At 49.2% G+C, this 23,281-nt stretch carries 17 protein-coding genes; 12 read left to right on the forward strand and 5 right to left on the reverse strand.

The features are described from left to right. Positions 1-722: 722 nt before the first annotated feature. From ABEB26_RS09145 to ABEB26_RS09175, 7 genes are all read left to right on the forward strand, one after another. The gene (locus ABEB26_RS09145) at positions 723-2,990 is read left to right on the forward strand and encodes a hybrid sensor histidine kinase/response regulator (RefSeq protein WP_345721671.1); all 2,268 of its coding nucleotides are present in this window, start codon (positions 723-725) and stop codon (positions 2,988-2,990) included. Further along, complete coding sequence (locus ABEB26_RS09150; protein WP_012189687.1) at positions 2,974-3,420, forward strand: response regulator; 447 nt, start codon at positions 2,974-2,976, stop codon at positions 3,418-3,420. The genes ABEB26_RS09145 and ABEB26_RS09150 overlap by 17 nt, the downstream gene beginning before the upstream one ends. A gap of 107 nt (positions 3,421-3,527) precedes the next feature. Further along, positions 3,528-5,093 (forward strand): prenyltransferase/squalene oxidase repeat-containing protein, encoded by a 1,566-nt coding sequence (locus tag ABEB26_RS09155; RefSeq protein ID WP_345721940.1) that lies wholly within the window; start codon positions 3,528-3,530, stop codon positions 5,091-5,093. Continuing rightward, positions 5,090-5,953 carry a hypothetical protein gene (locus ABEB26_RS09160; protein ID WP_345721672.1) on the forward strand — a complete coding sequence of 288 codons (864 nt, stop codon included), beginning with the start codon at positions 5,090-5,092 and terminating at the stop codon, positions 5,951-5,953. Before ABEB26_RS09155 ends, ABEB26_RS09160 begins: the two co-directional genes overlap by 4 nt. Before the next feature lie 22 nt (positions 5,954-5,975). Continuing rightward, positions 5,976-6,827 carry an SAM-dependent methyltransferase gene (locus ABEB26_RS09165; protein WP_345721673.1) on the forward strand — a complete coding sequence of 284 codons (852 nt, stop codon included), beginning with the start codon at positions 5,976-5,978 and terminating at the stop codon, positions 6,825-6,827. Positions 6,828-6,945: 118 nt separating this feature from the next. Beyond that, entirely contained in the window at positions 6,946-7,371 is a 426-nt protein-coding gene (locus tag ABEB26_RS09170) for a response regulator (protein ID WP_012189691.1), read from the forward strand. Between the two features lie 199 nt (positions 7,372-7,570). Further along, the gene (locus ABEB26_RS09175) at positions 7,571-9,739 is read left to right on the forward strand and encodes a bifunctional metallophosphatase/5'-nucleotidase (protein WP_345721674.1); all 2,169 of its coding nucleotides are present in this window, start codon (positions 7,571-7,573) and stop codon (positions 9,737-9,739) included. Between the two features lie 55 nt (positions 9,740-9,794). On the opposite strand, the gene ABEB26_RS09180 is transcribed toward ABEB26_RS09175, so the two are convergent. From ABEB26_RS09180 to ABEB26_RS09195, 4 genes are all read right to left on the reverse strand, one after another. Beyond that, positions 9,795-10,820, reverse strand: a complete 1,026-nt coding sequence (locus tag ABEB26_RS09180; protein WP_345721675.1) for a TolB family protein — start codon at positions 10,818-10,820, stop codon at positions 9,795-9,797. Between the two features lie 89 nt (positions 10,821-10,909). Then, entirely contained in the window at positions 10,910-11,830 is a 921-nt protein-coding gene (locus tag ABEB26_RS09185; RefSeq protein ID WP_345721676.1) for a penicillin-insensitive murein endopeptidase, read from the reverse strand. Between the two features lie 12 nt (positions 11,831-11,842). Beyond that, positions 11,843-12,913: a peptidoglycan recognition protein family protein gene (locus ABEB26_RS09190; RefSeq protein ID WP_345721677.1), complete on the reverse strand. Its 1,071-nt coding sequence runs from the start codon at positions 12,911-12,913 to the stop codon at positions 11,843-11,845. Between the two features lie 68 nt (positions 12,914-12,981). Further along, positions 12,982-13,941, reverse strand: coding sequence for a peptidoglycan-binding domain-containing protein (locus tag ABEB26_RS09195; RefSeq protein WP_345721679.1), 960 nt, complete (start codon positions 13,939-13,941; stop codon positions 12,982-12,984). A gap of 184 nt (positions 13,942-14,125) precedes the next feature. On the opposite strand from ABEB26_RS09195, the gene ABEB26_RS09200 reads away from it, so the two are divergent. Together ABEB26_RS09200 and ABEB26_RS09205 are read left to right on the forward strand one after the other, a co-directional pair. Continuing rightward, positions 14,126-17,056 (forward strand): winged helix-turn-helix domain-containing protein, encoded by a 2,931-nt coding sequence (locus tag ABEB26_RS09200; protein ID WP_345721680.1) that lies wholly within the window; start codon positions 14,126-14,128, stop codon positions 17,054-17,056. Between the two features lie 118 nt (positions 17,057-17,174). Then, on the forward strand, positions 17,175-18,620 hold the full coding sequence (locus tag ABEB26_RS09205) for an NOL1/NOP2/sun family putative RNA methylase (RefSeq protein WP_345721681.1): 1,446 nt from the start codon (positions 17,175-17,177) through the stop codon (positions 18,618-18,620). Positions 18,621-18,816: 196 nt separating this feature from the next. Here the strand turns inward: ABEB26_RS09205 and ABEB26_RS09210 are convergent, their stop codons facing one another. After that, positions 18,817-19,482 (reverse strand): Type 1 glutamine amidotransferase-like domain-containing protein, encoded by a 666-nt coding sequence (locus ABEB26_RS09210; protein ID WP_345721682.1) that lies wholly within the window; start codon positions 19,480-19,482, stop codon positions 18,817-18,819. A gap of 354 nt (positions 19,483-19,836) precedes the next feature. On the opposite strand from ABEB26_RS09210, the gene ABEB26_RS09215 reads away from it, so the two are divergent. From ABEB26_RS09215 to ABEB26_RS09225, 3 genes are read left to right on the forward strand one after another with little or no spacing between them, the layout of a single operon-like run. Beyond that, positions 19,837-21,366: an ABC transporter substrate-binding protein gene (locus ABEB26_RS09215; RefSeq protein WP_345721683.1), complete on the forward strand. Its 1,530-nt coding sequence runs from the start codon at positions 19,837-19,839 to the stop codon at positions 21,364-21,366. After that, positions 21,363-22,313, forward strand: a complete 951-nt coding sequence (locus tag ABEB26_RS09220; RefSeq protein ID WP_345721684.1) for an ABC transporter permease — start codon at positions 21,363-21,365, stop codon at positions 22,311-22,313. The genes ABEB26_RS09215 and ABEB26_RS09220 overlap by 4 nt, the downstream gene beginning before the upstream one ends. Next, positions 22,237-23,151 carry an ABC transporter permease gene (locus ABEB26_RS09225; RefSeq protein WP_345721685.1) on the forward strand — a complete coding sequence of 305 codons (915 nt, stop codon included), beginning with the start codon at positions 22,237-22,239 and terminating at the stop codon, positions 23,149-23,151. The genes ABEB26_RS09220 and ABEB26_RS09225 overlap by 77 nt, the downstream gene beginning before the upstream one ends. Positions 23,152-23,281: the final 130 nt, after the last annotated feature.

Here is a 23,281-nt window from a genome sequence, read left to right on the forward strand (position 1 = left end):
CAGCCAAGGTTCGCTGCAAACAACGAGGCTATCAGCCTTGTACAGGGTTGTTTGTTAGAACTTTTAGCTCGACTCGCTTACCCTTTGGGGGGATAAACCGTCAATCGTTGTGGCAGGTTGTGCCACAGTAATTTGGTGATGGTTGTTCAGATAAGATTGGTTTATCTGTGGGTTGTGGGGAAGATTATACACAGATTAACCGCCATACCACTAGGTAATTAGAAACCATTTCGATAGTACCAATAGTACCACTTGGTTTCTGACCTAGAGTGTATAGGAACTCAGTACTAGCACTTCTAGAATGACTTACCCATGCTATGGTATAACATTCACAAGGATAATTGTGCAACAACCGTTCTAGTCCTGACTATCAAGTAGTTAGGATCAGTGTAGCCCTTATCATACCAAGAATTGCGAAATTTGTCACATGGAAATGGTGGTAATGGTAGGGTGGAAATACAGGCCAAATATCCAACTTAAATACTATACAATTATAGGTCGTCTATGGTACACTTTCCACACATAAACCTATAGGCCTATCGGTATATTGACATATGTGAAGTGTAAACGAATTCCACACTGGATCGGGCCTACCACTGCTTGAATGCCACCAATTCCGCTCTTTGCTCCGCGCATCAATTCAAGCAGATCATTGTAGTTGCTGATGGAAGAGTTGTTAATCTTTGGTAGGGCATAGCAGGCGCTATGCTGAAGGAGCAAGCATGCAAGCCTCAATCCAGCGCTGGCTTAATACCATTAAAATCTCCGACCCCGTGCAACGTGAACAAGCTGTTCTCCTTCAAATCATGCTGATTGGCATGTGTATTATCTGTTTGGGGACGATTCCTGGCTCCTTTTTCTTATTTAATACCATGAATGGGGCGATTACATCGAGTACAGCGAGCGGTTTTATTTTTATCTTCTTTATTATGTCACTCATAACAATTCGTCAAGGCCATTTCCGGCGTTCAGTAATGCTGGCATCTTTTGGCTTGTTATTAGGATTAAGTGCAATTCTCTTTTTCGAAGGTGTTCGCAATAGTGGCTGGATGCTTTCAGCTTTTATGATGCCAATTACCTTATCAGGTTTGTTGACTGGGCGTAAAGGTATCACGACTATTGCAACAATCAGTATTGCAGTCGTATCAATTATCGGGATACTACAATTAGTCGAAGCTCCTTTCATTGCGATTTACCCACGAGCTGATGATATTCTGCCACCAAGTCTTAGTACTTTTGTATTAAGTACGATTTTGGTAGGCTTCTTCTTTCATCGTTTTAGTGCCTCGTTAAATGATGCGCTCAGCCGCGCGTTGCAACGTGAATATGAACTCCAACAGATTCGCGATAAACTTGAAATTTTGGTCGATGAACGGACTGCCGCCTTGCAAGATGCCTTACACGCGGTCGAAGAGCGTGAAGGGCGGCTTGAAAAAACCAATATCGAACTAGCCGCTGCCAAAACTGCCGCCGAGGAAGCCAATCAACTCAAGTCGCGCTTCTTGGCCAATATGAGCCACGAGCTGCGCACCCCACTCAATGCAATTATCAACTTCACCGCCTTTTTGGATCGTTATGGTGAGTTTTCTGAGCGCCAACGTGAACTGCAAGAACGGGTGCTCTATAACGCTGATCATTTGCTTGGTTTGATCAACGACATTCTCGACCTCTCGAAAATTGAGGCTGGACGTATGGAGTTGATGTATGAGAAAACTCAACTTGAGCCAATTATCACTGGGGTTATGGCGACAGCCAGCGGGCTAACCCGCGATAAAGGGCTTGAACTTGAACTTGATATGCCCGAAGAACTACCAACGATGGTTATTGATAAAGTGCGAATTCGCCAAGTATTGCTCAATTTGCTTTCAAACGCCGTCAAATTTACTGAGCAAGGCCAAATTAATGTGGCGATCAGTCAACCCGATCCTGAAACTGTCCAAATTTCAGTCCAAGATAGCGGAATTGGGATCGCTCCTGAACATCAACAACAAATTTTCGAAGAATTTCAACAAGTGCAAAATGAAGTTACCCATCAATATCAAGGCACTGGCTTAGGCCTGCCAATTAGTAAATTATTGGTGGAGATGCACGGCGGCAATATGTGGCTCGAAAGCACCCCAGGCAAAGGCTCAACCTTCTTCTTTAGTTTGCCAATTACCAATAAATTACCCGAAACTACCACGATCGATTTAACTGCACCACCAAGTTTGGCTGAACTTGAGGCAGAACCAAGCAACCCTACAACCATTGAGATTGTGGTGATTGATGATAATCCTGATGCCCATGAGACCTTCCGGGTCATGCTAGAATCAGGAGGGTATCGGGTGCATAGCGTGCTTGATAGTCGCTTGGCAATCAGTACGATCAAACAAATCGAGCCACGCTTGATTATTACCGATGTGCAAATGCCCAATCTTGATGGCTGGGAGTTGCTGGCCCAGATCAAGAATGATCCAACGATTGCCCATATTCCCATCGTAGTTTGCTCAGTTGTTGATCAGGGGACGATTGGGCTGGTACTGGGGGCAAGAAAACATATTGTTAAACCTGTACGTGAGGAGGTATTGCTGGCTGTTGTTCAAGAATGTGTCGAACCAACTGCCGAGATCTTGGTCGTTGATGATAACCCTGATGCTCGTCAAGTCATTCAGCACATCCTCGCAGCACGTGATTATGCCATCAGCGAAGCAGCCGATGGGATTGAAGCGATTGCCATGATCGAACAATCAAAACCCGATCTGGTCATCCTTGATCTCATGATGCCACAAATGGATGGCTTTGAAGTGCTCGAAAACCTGCGGCATAGTCCTAATTATGCCGATATTCCCGTGATTATTGTCAGCGCCAAGGATCTTGATCAACAGGAACATGATTGGCTGCGCACTCGCGCCCAAGGGGTCATTGCTAAACGCCAACTTAGTGAGGAAGAATTTCTTAGACGCATTAATGAGATCTTTAACCAAGGAGTAGAGTATGCCCGTGGCAAGTAATGAATATTTTGTTCCCGTTGTACCGAGCGACGCATCTGTGATTATTGTTGAGGATAACCCCGACAATTTGTTCGTTTTGGAGATTCTGCTCCGCGAAGATTTGCGCGTCAAATACTATAACGGACGCGCCTCTGGCCGCCAATTTTTCAAGCTGCTTGAGGCAAATCCACGGTTATACCCCGATTTAGTGCTGCTCGATATTCAGTTGCCTTATGAAGATGGTTTTACTGTCTTTAAAAATATGCTCAATGTGCCACAACTTAAAAATACCCAAGTGATTGCGGTAACCGCCAATGTGATGCCGCAAGATGTGGCCAAAGCCCGCGAACTTGGCTTCAATGGCCTGATTGGCAAGCCGATTAATCGCAATCGCTTCCCCGCTCAAATTACGCGCATCTTAAATGGTGAATCAGTCTGGGAACCCTACTAAGCCCCTGTGATCAAACCAGCGTCTTGTCCTAGGCGCTGGTTTGATCGCTATCCAGAAAGGAGCAGGGTTCAGATTACGACCTTGTGTAGGATCTCGACCCGTTGTCTATGAGCTTAATTGTTGATATCTTAATTGACGATCTGCGGGCCTTGATTCGCGACCTTGGCCAAAATGGTGGCCTGATGAGTCCATCAGTCTATGATACGGCCCAAGTTTTGCGGCTCTATCCAACGCCCAGCGAAGATCATGTTTGGCCAGCAGTCAATTGGCTGATCAGTCAACAACAGGCTGATGGTGGCTGGGGCAATCCATCGATGCCGCTCAGCCGAGCAGTGCCAACCCTCGCAGCAATTTTAGCCCTGCGCCGCCACTGCCAGCGTCGTTCAACCTTCGATGGCCTGCTTGAGGCCAAACGTTTTCTGCGTCGCCAACTTGAATATTGGGAAAAACCGCTGCCCGATAACCTACCAGTTGGTATGGAACTGCTGCTGCCGTACATGCTTGAAGAAGCTTATCGCGAAGAGCATCAAGATGATATCGACGATGTGCCAATTAAGCTCCGCCTCAATATCCCCCTTGCTCCCTATCGCGAGTTGATCGCACTCGGCGAACATAAACGCTCATTGATTCAACAAAAAAAGCCCCGCGCTGGCACAGCCCCAGTTTATTCATGGGAAGCATGGGCCAGTCATGCTGATCCAGAATTGATCGATGGCTCAGGTGGAATTGGCCATAGTCCCGCCGCCACTGCTGCTTGGTTGTTTGCTGCCAATCGCAATCCAAATCTACGCAACCAAATCGCTGGCGCTGAAAACTACTTGCGCCAAGCTTCACTGGCTACTTCGGAAAGTGCCCCGTGCATTATGCCAACCGCTTGGCCAATCCCACGCTTCGAGCAATCGTTCAGCTTATATGCTTTGGTAACCGGGGGAATTCTCGATTTCCCTAGCATTCAGGATGTGCTTAAACCACAAATTGCCGATTTACATCAAGCACTCAAGCCGCGCGGCATTGGCTTTAGCGACGATTTTATGCCCGATGGCGATGATACAGCTGCCGCCGTGGCGGTATTAATCGCGGCTGGCTACCCAGTCGATCTCGCGATATTAAACCAATTTGAGCGTGCCCCACATTTTGTGGCGTATCATGGCGAATTGCAACCCTCTATTTCATTGACAGCTCGCGCAGTGCATGCGCTCGATTTGGCTGGGGTTGATATTTCACGCTGGTGGAAGATTTTTATCGACGCACAAAAACTTGATGGCAGTTGGAGCGGCGATAAATGGAATACTTCGTGGCTTTACACCACCTGCCATGTGCTGATTGCACTCAAAAATTCGCCCTACAAAACCGCCATGAAAGAAGCCGTCGCTGCATTACAGGTTCACCAACACCCTGATGGTGGCTGGGGCATCATCAATCGATCAACCACGGTTGAAACGGCCTATGCGGTACTGGCATTACAAAACTTGCGTGAAGCTGGACTCTTAGATAACGACGACATTCACATGCTCCAACGTGGCTATAATTGGCTCTGTATTCATTATCGTCCGTTTCGGATGAAAGAGTATCAATGTTGGCTCAATAAAGAAATTTATTGCCCCCAACGGATTGATCGCGCATATGAGTTAAGCGCCATGTTAGCAGTCACCCTAGGAGAATTAAAATTATGAAGCCAACCTTAGCTGAATTCCTGCAACAGCCAATTGATCTCGTCAATGAGATTGTCCCTGAAACGGTTGTCTATTCATGTGCAGGCAGCCGACGACAAGCCGCACTTGCAGGAGTGCCAGCAACAGGTAATGCATTTGCCCAATGGAGTCATGAGCAAATGCTCAAAACGATTAGCATGCTCATGAGCTATCGGATTCGCCATTTATTTGTTCCCTTATTACTGCCCAATCAGTTTAAAGAGCAAACCCCTAACTACCGTGAGAAGCTTGAGGGTTGGGTTGAATGGGGCATTGCTAGCCAAACGATGCTTGATTTCTATCGAACCCATCAATGGCGGGTGCGCTTGTTGGGAACAGAACAATTGCCAAGTTTACATGCCACTGCTGAGCGATTGGATCAGACAGATCAGGCAAGCGAGCAACAAACTTTATGGTGGTATATCGTTCCTGATCAAGAGCAAGCCTGGCAAACTATCTTTCGTGCAATCCAGCAGCGTACAATCACAAGTCGAGCCGAGGCAATTCAGGCAATCTATGGCGAAGCAATTGCTCCTGCCGAATTATTTATTTCGTTTGGCAAACCAATGTTAAATGCTCATGTCATTCCGCCACTTTTGGTTGGCGAGTTGCAATGTTATTGGACTCAAAAGCCTGGCTATAATCTCAGCGAAGAGGAGTTTCGCCAGATTTTGTATGATTTTGCCTTCTTGCGCAAAACTTGGCAGGCCGATAAAACCGAACGCCCCCAAGCAGCCTTAGATTTTCGCCACCACTGGGAGCGTGGTCCGATCTTAGGGCTTGGTCAACAACTTGGGCCGTTTTGGTATCCACAATCAACCAGCATTGAATCAGAGTTGTAGCAGCGTTTTAGGAGAATTGTGTATGACAGTCCTATCAACCGATATTCCAGCACCCAACTCACCAAGCATCAGCGATGTTGAAGCCTACTACGACGCGATGGGGCCGTTCTATAAATTAATTTGGGGCGATAGTGTCCATGGCGGCTATTGGCCAGCAGGTTTAGAAGACATGTCGCTCCCCGAAGCCCAAGAACATTTGACCAATTTGATGATTGAGAAAACGCCGATTAAGCCAGGCCAACATATGCTTGATCTGGGCTGTGGCACAGGCTTGCCCGCGATTCGCATGGCCAGCGCCAAACAATGCCATGTCCATGGATTAACTGTGGCGCACGGCCAAGTTGCCGAAGCACAAGCTACCATCCAAGCCATGCAAATGCAGGAGTTTGTGCACATCAATTGGGGCAATGCCATGGAATTACCGTTTGAAGCCGATTTTTTCAGCGCTGCATGGGCTTTTGAATCGATTTTTCATATGCCAAGCCGCCTCACTGTGATGCAAGAAGCCAATCGAGTTTTGCAGGCCGGCAGTTATTTCGTGCTGACTGATATCGTTGAAGTCAAGCCGCTTAGCCCTGAGCAGCAACAGATCTTTTTCCCAGCCTTTCAAATTAATACCCTCACCACCAAGCAAGGCTATCTTGATCTCTTCGCCCAAACCGGCTTCGAGCAGCTTGAGTTGATCGATTTGACCGCCGGGATCGAGAAAACCCTCGCCCATACCAAGCTTGGCATCGAGCAAAAACGGGCCGAACTAGCGGCGATTTATCCAGCCCCAATGCTCGCCATGATCGAACAAACTTGGCCGATGGTCGAGAAAATTTATGCTGAATTTGTGCGTTATGTCCTGATTGTCGCGCGTAAACGTGGCTAAACCCAACAAATTCTAATTGTTGTGCTCATTTCAACCGTTCCATGCCCCAGATCAGCGACAACGATTTACATACTTCAAACGATCAAACGAATTAATTACTCACGAAGGAGTTAATGGTATGTCGCTGATTCAAAAAATGACCAAAGCGTTTGTGCTAATCGTCGAAGATAATATTGATAACATGCTGGTATTAACTGAATTGCTGAATGTTATGCCAGAAGTACGTTATTGTAATGTACGGCCTTCAGGCCGCCAACTTTTTGCCTTCCTCGAAAACGATGCAGTACCCGCAATTAATTTAATTCTGTTGGATATTAACTTGCCACGCGAAAATGGCTATGTGCTGTTACCCAAAATTCGCGTCCACCCCAAGCTTTGCAACGCCTTGGTGATCGCGGTCAGTGCCCAAACTGGCCCTCAAGAAGTGGCCAAAATTCGCGCTGCTGGCTTCGATGGCTTTCTGGCCAAACCACTACACTTCCAACGTTTCCCTGAACAATTACGCCGAATTATGAATGGCGAACAAATTTGGGAAGGCGCATAATCTGGATATTTAGCTAGGTCATTCTTAAGTATTCTAGCCAGTAAATTATAGAATTCAAAACTATACTATTTTTGCGATCTATTTAGATAATTTTAGGGTTGTGAATAAAATAGAACCAAAATTTGAACTAAATTTAACCAAAATTATTATTTTCTGACGTATAATACTAAGTGATCTGTGTGTCCAGGAGAAACAATTCATGGATTTTGCAATGTGGCATAACGTGAAAAGCAAAGTAGGTATTCTACTTAGCCTCACGCTGTTGGTTGGCTCGCTTGGCCAAGCTGCACCAACGAAGGCCGCCGAAAAGCTGTGTTTCAATCAGCCAGGCGTTGTCGAATGTATTGCTCCCGAATTCCGCGATTATTGGGAAAAGAACGGTGGGTTGCCCGTTTTTGGTTATCCCCAAACCGCAGCCTATGAAGAAGCCACTCCTGAAGGTAAGTTCTTGGTGCAATATTTTGAGCGCCAGCGGCTTGAATATCACCCCGAGAAACCAGCTCCATTTACGATTTTACTTGGCCGGATTAATGATGAAGTGCTGTTGCGCGAAAACCGCGTATGGCGCGATTTCCCCACCGCTCCCCAAGCGACTGGCTGCCAATTGTTCAGCGAAACTGGCCACAGCGTTTGCGGTGAGTTCTTGAAATATTGGAACTCGCAAGGTTTGGATTTGAGTGAAAATGGCATTACCTACGGCGAATCATTGGCCTTGTGGGGCTTGCCACTCTCTGATCCCCAAGAAGAAATTAACATCGATGGCGATAAAGTTTTAACCCAACACTTTGAGCGTGCTCGCATGGAATGGCACACCAAAGATGGCAAGAATCAAATCTTGCTGACTCGCCTTGGCGTGACTTTGGTGCCAATGCAGCTCAAAATGTTGGCAATCAACGACTTCCATGGTCAAATCTCAACGGGCCGCAAGGTGAGCAATAAGGATGTTGGTGGCGCTGCCTACTTGAGCAGCTACATCAAACAAGCTCGCGCCAAAGCTCGCTACTCGTTGACCGTGCAAGCTGGCGATATGGTCGGCGCAAGTGCCCCAAGCTCAGCCTTGTTGCAAGATCAGCCAACCATGGAATTCCTTAATATGTTGGGAGTTAATGTTGGCACAATCGGCAACCACGAATTCGATGAAGGCTTCGATGAAATGATGCGCTTGATCGATGGTGGCTGTCACCCAACCGCTGGCTGCTGGGAAGGTGCAAACTATCCCTATGTTGTGGCCAATGTGATCGACAAACGCACCAATAAGACGATTTTGCCAGCCTATCATGTGATGAACATTGATGGGGCACGCATCGGCTTTATCGGTGTCGTATTGCAAAATACCCCTGAAATCGTGATTCCATCAGGCGTGACCAACCTTGAGTTTATCGATGAAGTTACGGCGATCAATCAAGCAGTAACCGAGTTGAATGGCCAAGGTGTCCATGCAATCATTGTTTTGGCCCACGAAGGTGGTACGCAAAACGCCACAACTGGCGCAATCACTGGCCCAATCGCTGAAATTGCCAATGGTATTAATGATGATGTTGATGTGATCGTTAGCGCTCACACTCACACCTCAATCAGCGGCGAAGTCGATGGTAAGTTGATCACCCAAGCACTTTCATATAGCACTGCTTTTGCTGATATCGATTTGACAATCGACCGCGCTAAACGCGATATCGTGGCCAAAAAAGCCACGATCGTCACGACCTTCCACGAAGGTATGACCCCTGATGCAGAGGTTGCGGCAATGGTCAAGAAATACGAAGACCAAGTAGCATCGCAAGTTAACCGCAAGGTTGGTACTTCAGCCATCGCCATCACCAACACGGCCAATGCAGCCGGTGAATCGGCCTTAGGCAACTTGATTGCCGATGCGCAACGTAACACCATGAGCACCCAATTTGCCTTTATGAATCCAGGCGGCATTCGCGCACCACTCGATGCTGGCGAAATTACCTGGGGCGAGTTGTATTCAATTCAGCCATTCAGCAACGATTTGGTCAAGATGACTGTAACTGGGGCTGATATTTACACCTTGCTCAACCAACAATGGCAAACCCAAAGCGATGGTTCAGTTCGCGCTCGTATCCTGCAAATTTCAGGCTTGAGCTACACCTGGACTGATGCCAATGCGGTTGGCCAAAAAGTGCTTGAAGTACGTGATGGTAGTGGCCAACTTTTGGATAAAGCTGCCAGCTACACCATCACTGTCAATAGCTTCTTGGCTGATGGCGGCGATGGCTTCGTTGTGCTCAAACAAGGCAAGAATCGCGAAGTTGGCCCAACTGACCTCGATGGCTTAGTGCGCTACATCGAAAAGTTAGCTCAGCCAATTAGCGCTAACATCGAAAACCGCATCGTCAAACAATAATTACACGATAACACACGATCACCAATGCAGCAGGCCAAACCTGCTGCATTGTGTTTTAGGGCAACCAGCGCGGCCAAATTGCATCATCGGCAATTTGGCTGGCATTTGTGGTTTCAGGGGGTTGTTGCCAAATTGAATAGCGCGATTGCTGTGGGTCAAGCCTGCTCCAAACCAATTGTTGGCTATCTGGCGACCACTGGGGATCAAAATTATCGTATTGAGGATCGTTGGTTAGCTGGCGTGCTTGACTTGAATTATTGAGATTTAATAGCCAAACTTCGCCTAGTTCAGCACCCAACGGGCGACGAATATAGGCTAATCGCTGACCATCAGGCGCGAGACGTGGATAGTAAACATCGGCATCAGGGCTTTCAAGCACAACACTTAATTGCTCGGTTGCCAGATCATAGCGCAGCAACCGACCAAAACGTCCGGTTTCAGGCTCGGTGAGTTGGGCAATAATCAAGGCTTGGCTATCGGGCTGCCATGTAAACGTCCCAGTCAAAGTTAATTCGCGAGTTATGCCCGTTGCAGCTTGCAGCACTAATTGCGGTCGATCAGCCAATTCATAGATCAACCAACGCCCATCAGGCGACCATTGTTGATTTAACGCGGGCGTTTGATCGACATCCAAGCTTTGGGGCTGGCTCACGTTAGCACTAACTTGCCAAATGCTGGGCGGTGCAGGCTCGTCATCAATCAAAGCCAACGGTGAACGCAAATAAAGCAGTTGATCAGTAGTAGGATGACAGGTAGCTTGGCTCAACACCGCCTCAGGATCTTCGACTAAGGTTTCAGGATACAAACTCGATAAGTCACTTGCGACCAACCGCTTGGTTATGCTGGTCGCTGTGGTATAGACCAAACGGCCTTGGCTGAGGCAAGCAGGGCTATTCACTGCCGTCGCGATTGCTTGCTCTCGCCCAGCGTCATCGCGCAGCACCAAATTTGCCTCAGCTAATGGATTTTGCACATAGCTCAAACGCCAATTTTGAGGGCTAGGAGTTGGCACAGCGGTTGCTTGCTCCGAGCCACAACTGATTAAACTCGCGATAATTCCCAAAAATACAATCCAACGCATGGGGCAAAATTCCTCTAAATAGTCAGAATCCGTCAGGTTTGCCACCTTATAGCAGCAACTCTGACGGATTATAGAGCAATGATCGAAACCTATTTGAAGCGAATGTGTAAATGATTATCGTGATTGGGATAGGAAGTGGTCAAGCCTTCGCTAATCAACACCGGATCATTGAAGTAAATCAAGGCAATTTGGTTAGGCGCAGCAGCCCGAATGGCTTTGACCAAATTGCGGGTCGCAGCGCGATCGTAGGTGCTCGATTGCCAGGTAATTCGGCTGCCAGTACATTGCTTGCCATCGCTGCGAATTGGCCAAAGATCAACATCAAGGCCAGTTTCGTGTGAGGCATGGCCTGGAATATCGCCACCATGTTCAAAACTAATATCGCCAAGCGGCACTTTGCCCTTACCATAGCTGGCAAAATCACTAGCCGCCGCTTCAATTTGGGCCACCGTTGAGGCGACACCCCAGTTGGCATTACCATTATTATCGGGGTCTTGATCGCAGATGTTGGCACTGAAATCAGTATATTCATAATGCCAAATCAAGTTCTTCCAGGTGGTTGGGCCAACCACGCCATCGGCACTCAGGCCAGCATGGCTCTGAAAACTCTTGACAGCGCTTTCCGTACCAGCCCCAAATGCACCATCGACAGTTAAGCCAGCGTTGCGTTTGGCATTCAACAAGGTTTGGACGGCTTTAACTGCGTTACCATTATCACCACGCCGCACGGTTACAACCAGCGCATTCCAAGTGTTAGGGCCAACAATGCCATCAGCCCCAAGGCCTTGACTCGATTGAAAACTCTTAACAGAGCTTTCGGTGCCTGAGCCAAACACGCCGTCGGCACTAATATTGAGCAAATATTGCATAGCTTTGACATCAGTGCCACGATTGCCTTTGCTAATTGTATGGAAAAATGCCGCTGAAAATGCATGCGCCGAACCGATCGAACCAAGCACAATGCTCAAGATTAACGTAAAACTGGCAATCCGCCAAACGAAAGCTTTCATCAAATACCCTCATTACATCGCTAAATGATTCCAGCTGTTCAAGCCAACCACACCATCAACCGTCAATTGGCGATTGGTTTGGAAGGCGCGAACAAGCGTGTTTACGCCTGTTCCAAAGCTACCATCAATCGTCGTTGGGTAATTTTGCACCGTCAGTTGATTTTGCAAGGCCTTGACTGCCTCGCCCGTATCGCCTGAGCGCAAGGTCATGATTAATTTTTCCCACGTTGCTGCCCCAACGACTCCATCTGAGGTTAGGCCATTGGCGGTTTGAAAGCTCTTGACCGCAGTTTCAGTGCCTGGGCCAAAGGCTCCATCGGCGGTAATCGTCGCACCGCGTGCTCGCAAGAGATATTGCATAGTTTTGGCAAGGCCAGTCGCAGGTGTGTTACGCCGCAAAATCGGCCACATGCGACCAACTGCCCCACCACTGAGGGTTGTATCAACCGCCGTGCGCAATTGTGGCAGCAAACTATACAGCGTATCGCCTGGACAACTGGTGCTATCCAAATCGCGATGGCCGACAATAGCGTTGGCAGTGAGGCCATATTGCTGGCAAATATAGGCAATTAAAGCCACCAGTTTATTCCACAAGGGCAGGCTGGGCGTGACATTCATATACAAGCCTTCGCATTCGATGCCAATATGGGTTTCATTATGGCCATCGACGTGTGCGCCTTGAACATGCTTCGTACCGCCTTGCAAAATACTCAAACTTTGATGGCGGCCTTCCATAATCCAGCCACCACGGCTGATCGTAAATTGTTGGCCAGTATCGATCCAACCGCGATTGAAATGGCTTTGTTGAATTTGCCGCGCCACTTGCCATGCCTTATTGCGGGTAAAATCGTTGGTGTTAGGATTAGTCGTGTGGTGCACAACAATGCCGATTGGCTTTTGATTGAGCACATTGATTGGCTCTTTGGCAGCAGCAGCCCCCCAAGCAGCAGTTGAATCAATCGCAGGAGTTGCAACGGCGGCATGAGCTGGCCGCAAGAAGCGTAATTCTGTGCCACCAACCACCACGCTCATTGCCACGCCCAGCGATAGTTTGCCAAATGTACGGCGGGAAAGTTTCTTCATTGCGGGGTTTCCTTTGTTCAAAAAACAAGCCCCACGTTAGGCAACGTGAGGCTTGTAGGCAAGAGTGATTATGGGCGGGGCCAAGCGCAGTGGATGTGGGTGCTATGGCCAGAATCGCCAGGGCCAAGCACTTCGGTTGCGCCGAGATTGGCACATTTGTTGCGGAATGATTGTTGGTTGGGGTGTGATGCGCTAACGTGTGAGCCGTTGATCACATTAACATCGACGGCAACGCCAGCATAGTGACGTGAGTTGGCGCTGTGGGAGCCACCAGCAATTTCGCTAACCGAGTAGCTCCACGATTGTGAGAGGGTGATCATCCCGTTCAATAATGAGGTGCTGAGGTAAACCGAACCACCTGGAGCATTGCCATAGCTGCTCCGGCGAGCAGCGCCACCATTGGCGGTGTCAACAATGTTTTGGCGGGCGGTTGCGCTATCGGAAACGCCTGAGGTATGGATCGTCGCGAGGGCGATGCGGCTGCTATCGCGGATGGTACGTGCCAAATCGGCGCGGCTGGAGCCACCACCACCTGGATTGCCAGTCAAGGCGGCCCAGGTATCAGCGCCAACAATCCCATCAGCTCCCAAGCCTTTGCTTGATTGAAAGCTTTTGACTGCCGACAGCGTGCCTGCGCCAAAATCGCCATCAACCGTCAACGAATGGCCATGCTTTTTCAATTGGCGTTGCAAGGCATTGACGACAATGTTGTTATCGCCTTGGCGCACCGTGAGAACCAATTGCTCCCAAGTGTTGGGGCCAACCACGCCATCAGCGCTCAAGCCTTTGCTTGATTGGAAACTTTTGACAGTTGACAAGGTGCCTGAACCAAAATCGCCATCGACCGTCAAGCTATAGCCGCGTTGTTTCAACATTGCTTGCACGGTATAGACGTTATCGCCAGAATCACCGTTGCTGACGGTTGCCCAAGTGCGGGCTGCAACTCCCTGCGCCGCAGGGCCAAAACTTGCCAACATGACCAACGCCATGGTTAGGCCGCTGAACCAAAATGCCCACCGCTTGTGCATAATTGCTATCCTTCCTTGTGAATGCCACTAAAAAAGATCGGGAATGGGATTGTTTCAAGCTTGATTGTCGAAAAGCGCAATTCGTAGGTATACTATATGCAACCCTTCTTAAAAAATTCTAAAAATATTGTTATGTTTCTAAAAAATATCTTAAAGCTCTGCCAGTGATCCACTAGGAGGTTCCATGACGCAACAGCCTACAATCTTAGTGATTCAACCAGATCGAGCCTTGCAAGCCTTAATTGTGCGGGTCTTGAAAACCGCTAGTTTTCAGGTGTTACGCAGCGATAGTATTCAAGCAGCTCAACTCCTCGTCGAGCAAGAGGCGCTTGATTTGGTGGTGATCGATCAGTGGATTCCCGACCACGATGCGCTGGAGTTTTGTCGTAATCTTCGTGAGCATTCAAATTTGCCGTTGCTGATGGTGGGAGCCAGCAGCGATGCCTATATGCGGGGCATTGCGCTCGATCAAGGGATTGATGATTATGTGATTACACCGTTTCATGAAAGTGAATTTTTGGCTCGGGTGCGGGCCTTGTTGCGGCGTAGCCAACAAGCGACCCAGCAACAACAGCCGCAGTATACCGAATGTGGGGTGTTGCTGATCAATTGGCAGGATCAGCAGGTGCGCAAATATGGCGAATTAGTTCATCTTACCAAAACTGAATGGGCCTTGCTCAAATTATTTGTTCAATATCACGGCCAAGTTTTGACCCATCGCATGCTATTACAACAGGTTTGGGGCAAAAGCTATAGCGAAGATCGGGCTTATCTGCATGCCTATATTCGGCGTTTACGTGCCAAACTCGAAGACGACCCAACCAAACCTCAGCTAATTCACTCAGAATCGGGGATTGGCTATCGTTTTATGCGGATTGAAGCTCCTAGCCAAGCGCCGCAAGCTAATCCGACAAGCCTTGCCCATTTGCGCCTGCCCTACCCGATCGCTGCGCTGATTGGTCGCCAGCATGAATTAACCGCCTTACAAGAACTACTGAGCAAACCCGAAGCCCGATTAATCACGATCACGGGGATGGGTGGCTCAGGCAAAACCAGCATGGCTAGCTATATTGCCCAGCAGTTACATCAAACCCAGCAAATTCCCGTGGTATTTGTTGCGCTCGATACCATCAACGACCCCAATATGGTCGCCGCAAGTCTGGCTCGCGCCGCAGGATTACGCGACCACGGCGATGATCAGTCGCTTGAACGCTTGCAGGATTGGATTAGCAATCAAACCATGCTCTTCATTTTGGATAATTTTGAGCAAGTGTTGGGGGCAGCGCCGCAAGTCAGTCAATTACTTCAGCATTGCCCAAATTTGAAAATTGTGGTCACCAGCCGGATTGTTTTGGGGGTGTATGCTGAATATGAGTTTGTGTTGCCCCCACTCGGCTTGCCCGACCTACAACAAAGCCCACCACTTGAGCAAATTGCCGCCAGCCCAGCGGTTCAGCTATTTGTGCAGCGGGCGCAAGCGGTTGATAGTCAATTTCGCTTGACTGCTGAAAACGCTCCCATTGTGGCCGAAATTTGTGTGCGGCTTGATGGCTTGGCCTTGGCAATCGAACTAGCGGCAGTCCATAGTAAATTTTATCCGCCGAAGGTGATGTTGCAACGGCTCAACCAGCGGCTGGATTTTCTCTATCACAACAGCCCTGATCGAACGCAGCGCCAACATTCGCTGCGCGGGGCCATCGATTGGAGCTACGAACTGCTTGGCAGCTACGAACAAACAATTTTCCAAGGAATTAGTTTGTTCGATGGCAGTTTTACCCGTGAGGCGGCCCAAGCCTTGTGGCCCAACGACGAGCCAAGCCGGATCGAACGGGTTTTGCAGCATTTGGTCAACGCTAGTTTGTTGCAACGCGAAACCAGCAGCGATGGCCTAAGTTGGTTCGCCATGCTCGATACAATTCGTGAATATAGCTTGAGTAAATTGCCCAAAGGCGAGGCTCATTGGCTACAACAACAATTACTCGATTATTATGTTGAGTTGATGCAGCAAGCTGAACAAGCCTTTTTGGTGAGCAACCACACAGGCTGGATCAAACGGCTCGAGCGCGAACTGCCAACAATTCGCAGCATTCTCGCATGGGGCATTCAGCAAGAGTATAGCTTGGCAGTCTGGCAATTATGTGCGAGTTTTTGGCGCTTTTGGCACGAACAAGGCCATATCAGCGAAGGTCGCGAATGGCTCGCCAAAATCCAACACCTGCAACCAAGCACCATTCCCTTGGCGATACGCGATAAAGTACGGCTTGGAGCAGGCGTTTTGGCCTTTATCCAAGATGATTATGCGGCAGCCAATCAGGCTTTTGGTGAAGTGTTGGTCGAGCCACGCGCCGAACATCAACCCAAAGCAATCGCTCATGCATTAACTAACATCGGCATGGTTGCCTATTGGCAAGGGCGTTATGACGAAGCAATTCAGGCCTTAGAAGAAAGCTTACCTCTATTAAAAATGCTTGATGATCGCTATGGCATGGCCAGCAGTTTGCGCCATTTGGGCATGAGTCAGTTGGTACATCATGGCTCACGCAGTGCTTTGGCGCTGTTGGCCGAGAGTCTCAGCTTCTATCAAGAGCTTGGCAGCAAAAGTGGCATCGGCACCGCCATGGGGTTTTATGGCAGGGCTTTATTAATTTATGGCGATGATCACGAGGCTCAACAATGGCTCGAACAAAGCATCGCCATGCTTGAGCCATTGGGCAATTGGCCAGCGATGGCCCGCAGCCAAACCTTTTTGGGGCGAGTAGCCTTGGCCCAACGCCGTTATGCAGATGCTCAACAATTGCTCAGCCAAAGTTTAGCGACCCTTTATCGGGTTGGCGATCGCGAAGGCGTGGCCGCTTCAATCGAGGGTTTAGCGGTTTGGAGTGCACTCAACCAGCAGCCTGATCGAGCACACGCACTTTGGAGCGGCGCACATTGGCTACGTGAAGTAATTGGCGCACCAATTCCGCCTGCCGACTATCAGGCGCTACGCCGCATGTTACCCCAATCTTTCAGTTTTATTCAGCAAGCTCAAACGCCAAAATCACTGCGCCACTTGGTTGGCTGCGCCTTAGCCAGCGATTGTAACTCGTTGGGCTGCGATGAGCATGAGCAATAACATAATGTGCTCTAATGATACTGGTACAATAGTTTCAACATTGTTCACAACGACTCAGCAGAAATAAATTAATGCGCAGAAGTGCAATCTCCCGATCTCCAAGCTATAAGGAATAAGCATGACCCGTCAACTACCGCGACAGCTTGAAGCGTATCGCGATTTATTGAATGAAACTGAACTAAATCAACTGCTTGAAAGTATCAATCAGCCTTTGCCCAGTGGTTTGCGCACCAATCCGCTCAAGGCAAGTGTGAATGCCCCTCAAGCATGGCAACAACAGTATGGATGGCAACTTGAGCAAGTGCCATTTTGCCAAACAGGCTGGCAATTGCGCAACGAGGTTGGCAATTTAAGCCGCACCGTCGAGCATCAAATGGGCCATTACTACATCCAAGATGCTGCATCCATGTTGCCCGTCGAGCTTTTTGAATTGCAACCTGAGGCTGAACCCAGCGTGCTGGATTTGACTGCCGCGCCTGGAGGCAAAACCACTCATATTATTTCGCAGTTTGAAGATCGTGGGCTGGTAGTTGCCAATGACAGCAATTTACAACGCATCGCCGGCCTCAAAGGCAACATCCAACGCTGGGGTAGCACCTCGGCGGTCATCACCAACCAACCAGGTGAACGTATGGGCCGTTGGTTGCCTGAACAATTTGATTATGTCTTGTTGGATGCGCCGTGTAGCGGTGAAGCGCTCCGTACCAGCGAACGCCATACCAGCCGTCTGGTTTCGAGCCATGAACGCAACACCCTGCAACAACGCCAAATTAAGTTGCTTGAAAGTGCCTTGCAAGCGGCCCGACCCAACGGCCATGTGGTTTACTCGACCTGTAGCCTTGCGCCAGAAGAAGATGAAGCTGTGCTCGATGCGCTGCTCAAGCGCTATCCCGAGCAAATTCAAATTATGTCAATTCCAGCCAATGTACCAATTGAAGCACCTGGCTTGTTGGCGGCAGGCTCGCAAAATTACGACCCAAGCATCGCCAATGCTTTGCGCTTGTGGCCGCATCTCTACAACACCGCCGGATTTTTCGCTGCGCTGATCGTCAAGCGCGATCAGATTGCCACACCCAACCTTGAGCGACCGCAACAAACCCTCGCCAAAGCTGGCTATAAAGCCGTCACAAATGAGGAACAGCGCCAAATTCTGGATACATTGCACGCTGTTTATGGCTTTGATTTGCGCCAAATCTTAACAACCAAAGGCCTTAGTTTATGGCGCAACGGCAAAACAATTCAGGCGATTCCTGAGCGCTGGCTAAGCAATTTTGAGCAATTTCCCTTTGTCAGTGCGGGGATTCAGGTTGGCAAACTATCGCGGCATGGTTTTCAGCCAGCCCACGATTTAGCCTCGCGTTACGCCGAGCAATTCAGCCAGCAACAGCTAACAATCAGCGATCAGCAGCTTGACGATTGGCTAGCACGGCGCGATTTAGTGATTAAAACCAGCCAATATCCTAATGGCAGCGTCGTGGTAGTGCGTGATCAACAGCAACGTTACCTTGGTTTAGGCCAAATCGACGGCAACAGCTTGGAAAATTTGCTGCCACATTGGCAATAACCAGAGGGTTCAGGGGTTAGGGGTCAGAGGTTAGGGGTCAGAAGGGCTGAAACCACGAAGAACACGAAGAGCGCGAAGGGTCTGGGTTTACGTTGTTTATGTATGAACCTTGCTCCTTGACACCGTTGCGATAAAAGCTAACTTCTGGCAACTAAAGTTCCAGTCCCTGACCCCTGCCCCCTAATCCCTGAACCCTCTAGCCAAACTGTTTCCAATGGCCCTCGGAAATCACCTCAACCTGACCATCGACAACCTGCATCGCCGTTTGATCATCGATCGCATAGGCTGGCTCAGCGATACTAGCAGCCCATTTTTCAGCATTAGCCAGTATGTTATGCGGCAGGTCTGGGTGATCAAGGTGCGGAAATATCGAAAAATTGACCATGCCCAGTGTGCGATCGCCGCCTGTTGGTGGTCGCCAACCTACAAAGTACTCGCCAATGCGTGGCGTTAGCACCATGCTGCCAGCACTCAAGCCTACATAGACCAGATTGCTCAGGCTCGGCAAAAGCTCAGCCAAGCCCGATTGCTGCATCCAATAACCCAGATAGAGCGGATCACCACCGCCAACCAGCAGCACATCACATTGCTGGACGACCGGAACCCAGCGTGATCGATCAATACTGGGCAGTGCCGTCAATTCCAAAACCCCCAAAGATTTCCAGCCTAACTCGCACATCGGTGTTTGTGGTTCATTGCCGCTGATAAAGCGCCAAGCACTATCGATGCCATTTGAATTAGCATAACTGGCGGTTGGGATACAGAGGGCATTGCATTGGTCAATTGGTTTACCGAGCAGCTTCACCAATGTGGCGTGAATACTTGGATTGGTAATTCCAGCCGAGGTCAGCAGATACTTCATCAAGGTTACTCCTACCAAATTTCATCGATTAGCTTTGTATAAAATAGCTCATTTGTTCGATTATATAAGCCCTGTCAAGCTCAAGCAAACATGGCTATTGATTGATCCGCGAAGAGCACAAAGAGCAGGAAGGGCGTAACCGCGAAGTGCACGAAGGGGCTCTGCTTTCACGTTCTTCATGTATTGTACCCTGATGCCTCGCCCCTGATCCCTGACCCCTCGAATCGTCTGCGCCAAAGCCCCAATGTTGCTCGCTGAAATGCCTAGACATTTATTTGACAAACAGCGATCAGCCGTCTACAATTAACACTTTGTTGATACTTGATATCAATAATCAGATAGAAAGGTTTGGCAATGCGGCGTTTAACTCAGCTTTTGGGGCTGATTCTAATAATACAAAGCTTAGTGGCGTGTGGTACATCCAGTGAAACACCTCAAACAACAACTTCAACCAGCAATTCAAATGGCGAATTACGAATTGGCACGGGCATCAATTTGCCAGCCAGCCTTGATGTAGCTCAAGGCTCGAACGGCTACAATATGCTGACATATGGAGCAGGCGAAACCTTGATGCGTTTTACGCCCAACAATCAGCTAGAACCATGGTTAGCTGAAAGCGTTACCGCGCTTGATTCAAACACCTGGCAAATCAAATTGCGCCAAGGTATTCGCTTTCACGATGGCAGCGAACTCAAGGCCAACGATGTGCTTAATTCATTCAACAGCAGTTGGCAAAACCTTAGTGGCGCTAAAAATTTCATTCCTGCGGATACCAAAGTCAGCGTGGTTGATGATTACATTCTGACCTTAACCACCAGCCAAGCCGAGGGCAGCATTCCCTATAGCTTGACCAACTGGAATTTCGTAATCCATAAGCCTGAGGTCAATGGCATTTCGATTTTAACAGGTATGTATCAGCCAATCAGCCTTGAAAAAGATCAAGAGTTGGTGCTCGAACGTTTTGCCAATTATTGGGATGGTCAGGCAGGGCTGAAAAAAATCAGCGTCAAGAAAATTCCCGATGCCAATGCTCGTGCGTTGGCTTTACAAAGCGGCGATTTGGATCTCCTGACCAATGTTTCGCCCGATGTTGCCCGTGGATTACCCGCCGACATTGAGATTCAGAGCGTGGCTGGCACTCGCATGCATTATGTTATGTTGGATAGTGCCCATCCACCATTTGATGATCGACTGGTGCGTCAAGCCATGGCCCTAGCGATTGATCGTCAAGCCTTATTGCAAGCGACGCTGGATGGCCAAGGGGCAGTCGCCACCAATCTTTATCCAGCAACGGTGGGAATTGAGCTGGTTGAGGCCCAAATTTTTGACCCAGCCCAAGCGGCGAGTTTGCTTGATCAAGCAGGTTGGGCGGTGGGCAGCGACGGTATGCGTAGCAAAAATGGTCAGCCGCTGGCCTTTACCTTGCACAGCTACCCTGGCCGCGCCGAACTAACCTTGATGGCGATCGCAATTCAAGCCCAACTCCAAACCCTTGGGATCAAAGTCGAAGTAAACGAAGTTGCTGATATTGGCGAAGTGCTCGAAAAAGGCAATTTCCATGCCAGCATGTATTCAATAGGAACCTCGAGCGACCCCCAATATACGGTTGGCATTACCTTAGTTGCAGGCGCGGCCTACAATTATGCTGGCTATAACAATCCAGCGATTGAAAGTGCCTTTGCTGAACTGCGAGCCGAGCAAGACCCAAGCAAACGAATTGCGATTGCCAAACGCATCCAAACCGAGGTCAAAAATGATCCAACCAACCTTTATTTGACCAGTCCACCGCTGATCAGCGCCTATCGCAAGGGCAGCATTAGTGGCTATGTGCCCAATCCCAACGATGTCTATTTGATTACCAAGGATTTGAAACTTAATCAATGAGCATTCCGTTGCCGCAATTTGCAGGGCGCTTGCTCAGCGGGCTGCTAGTGTTGTGGATGGTCAGCATGCTGGCATTTCTGATCATCCATATGGCCCCCGGTGATCCAGCTCGAATGTTGTTGAGCGCCAGCGGCCTTGATGCGCCGCCCGCCGAAGCTGTGGCGCAAAAACGGCGTGAGCTAGGGCTTAATCGTCCACTGCTCAGCCAATATGCCAGCTGGATTGGCGGAGTAGTACAGGGCGATTTTGGGGTCAGCTATCGTTCGGGCAAGCCAGTTTGGCTGATGTATCGCGAACGTCTGCCCGCCACCTTACTAATGGCGGGCTTGGCGCTCACAGTTTCGCTGAGCATTGCCATTCCCTTGGGATTGATCAGCGCGATCAAGCGCCATAGTTTGTTGGATCATGCGGCGCAATTTTTGGCCGTGATTGGTGCGGCAATTCCTGGCTTTTGGATTGCGCTGGTGTTGATTTTGGTGTTTGCAGCCAAATTACGCTGGTTGCCAGCCCTGGGCAGTGCCACATTTAAAGGCATGTTATTGCCAGCCATCGTTTTAGCCTTGCCAAATATTGCCCTCACATCACGCTTGATACGGGCGACCACCCTCGATGTGCTTAATCAACAGTATATCGTGACGGCCCGAGCCAAAGGACGCTCCGAATATGGCTTATTGTTTGGGCATGCGCTTCCTAATATTGCAGCCAGCTTAATCACCCCAATCAGCCTAGAATTGGCCTTTTTGCTAACTGGCACGGTGATTATCGAAACTGTATTTGCCTATCCTGGGGTTGGGCGAATGGCGGTCGAGGCAGCCTTAGTGGGCGATATGCCAGTTTTGGGCTTGGCAGTGTTGATCGCAGGGGGAATGTATGTTATCGCTAACTGGTGCGCTGACCTCGGCATGGCAGCGCTTGACCCACGGCTCCGTCAAAACACCGCCAATTGAGCAGGCTGAGCAACGTGCCAAACCACAGCTGAGCCACATCGGAAAATTAGCCGCTGGCGGATTGTTGTGTATGCTGATAGCGGTGATCGTTGGCCCATGGCTCTGGCAGGTTGATCCGCTAGCGCAGAATATTGGGCAGCGCCTAGCCTCGCCATCAGTGAGCCATCCCTTTGGCACCGACCAATTTGGCCGTGATGTGCTCGCACGAATTTTGGTTGGCGGACGTTGGTCGTTGTTTGGAGCAGGCTTCGTGTGCCTTGGTACAAGCTGTTTGGGCTTGGGCTTGGGGGCATGCTGTGCCTTGGGGCCACGCTGGCTGGATTATCTACTGAGTCGGATTACCGAAACCTTTCAAGCCATTCCACCAGTGTTGCTGGCCCTTGCCTTGAGCGCAATTCTCTCGCGTTCGTTTAGCAATTTATTGCTGGCGCTGATTTTGACCAACTGGACGTGGTATGCCCGCATGTATCGCGCCTTGATCCTCAAAGAATTAGCAATGCCCTACATTGAAGGTGCGCAAGCAATTGGCGTAAAACCACTGGCGATTTTGCTGCGCCATGTGCTACCCAACCTGTTTGGGGCGATGGTTGTGATTGCCACAACCAACTTTGGCAGCGTGATTTTGAATCTGTCAGCCTTATCGTTTATTGGCTTTGGCCTGAATCCGCCAACCCCTGAATGGGGCAATTTGATCAACGAATCACGGGCATTTTTTCAACGCGAACCACGGCTGATGATCATTCCAGGCCTGTGTATTGCCACAACCGTGCTATGGCTCAACTTGCTTGGCAATGCCCTGCGCGATCGTTTGGATCGCTATCAAGGGATCAGGGATTAGCTGTCAGAAGTCTGGAGTTTTTAACCCAGCGGTGCAGAGCAGATTTAGGAATAAGGGGCCAGCGATCAGGAGTCATGATTGATGCTTGGACTCGGTAATTTAAAGCTGACCCCTCATCCCCGAATCCTGA

The sequence above is a fragment of the Herpetosiphon gulosus genome (assembly GCF_039545135.1).
Lineage (GTDB): Bacteria > Chloroflexota > Chloroflexia > Chloroflexales > Herpetosiphonaceae > Herpetosiphon > Herpetosiphon gulosus.

Excerpts from the sequence above, each read along its gene's own strand:
- ABEB26_RS09145 (WP_345721671.1), top strand. The coding sequence starts at position 723 with ATGCAAGCCTCAATCCAGCGCTGGCTTAATACCATTAAAATCTCCGAC.
- ABEB26_RS09150 (WP_012189687.1), top strand. The coding sequence starts at position 2,974 with ATGCCCGTGGCAAGTAATGAATATTTTGTTCCCGTTGTACCGAGCGAC.
- ABEB26_RS09155 (WP_345721940.1), top strand. The coding sequence starts at position 3,528 with ATGAGCTTAATTGTTGATATCTTAATTGACGATCTGCGGGCCTTGATT.
- ABEB26_RS09160 (WP_345721672.1), top strand. The coding sequence starts at position 5,090 with ATGAAGCCAACCTTAGCTGAATTCCTGCAACAGCCAATTGATCTCGTC.
- ABEB26_RS09165 (WP_345721673.1), top strand. The coding sequence starts at position 5,976 with ATGACAGTCCTATCAACCGATATTCCAGCACCCAACTCACCAAGCATC.
- ABEB26_RS09170 (WP_012189691.1), top strand. The coding sequence starts at position 6,946 with ATGTCGCTGATTCAAAAAATGACCAAAGCGTTTGTGCTAATCGTCGAA.
- ABEB26_RS09175 (WP_345721674.1), top strand. The coding sequence starts at position 7,571 with ATGGATTTTGCAATGTGGCATAACGTGAAAAGCAAAGTAGGTATTCTA.
- ABEB26_RS09180 (WP_345721675.1), bottom strand. The coding sequence starts at position 10,820 with ATGCGTTGGATTGTATTTTTGGGAATTATCGCGAGTTTAATCAGTTGT.
- ABEB26_RS09185 (WP_345721676.1), bottom strand. The coding sequence starts at position 11,830 with ATGAAAGCTTTCGTTTGGCGGATTGCCAGTTTTACGTTAATCTTGAGC.
- ABEB26_RS09190 (WP_345721677.1), bottom strand. The coding sequence starts at position 12,913 with ATGAAGAAACTTTCCCGCCGTACATTTGGCAAACTATCGCTGGGCGTG.
- ABEB26_RS09195 (WP_345721679.1), bottom strand. The coding sequence starts at position 13,941 with ATGCACAAGCGGTGGGCATTTTGGTTCAGCGGCCTAACCATGGCGTTG.
- ABEB26_RS09200 (WP_345721680.1), top strand. The coding sequence starts at position 14,126 with ATGACGCAACAGCCTACAATCTTAGTGATTCAACCAGATCGAGCCTTG.
- ABEB26_RS09205 (WP_345721681.1), top strand. The coding sequence starts at position 17,175 with ATGACCCGTCAACTACCGCGACAGCTTGAAGCGTATCGCGATTTATTG.
- ABEB26_RS09210 (WP_345721682.1), bottom strand. The coding sequence starts at position 19,482 with ATGAAGTATCTGCTGACCTCGGCTGGAATTACCAATCCAAGTATTCAC.
- ABEB26_RS09215 (WP_345721683.1), top strand. The coding sequence starts at position 19,837 with ATGCGGCGTTTAACTCAGCTTTTGGGGCTGATTCTAATAATACAAAGC.
- ABEB26_RS09220 (WP_345721684.1), top strand. The coding sequence starts at position 21,363 with ATGAGCATTCCGTTGCCGCAATTTGCAGGGCGCTTGCTCAGCGGGCTG.
- ABEB26_RS09225 (WP_345721685.1), top strand. The coding sequence starts at position 22,237 with ATGTTATCGCTAACTGGTGCGCTGACCTCGGCATGGCAGCGCTTGACC.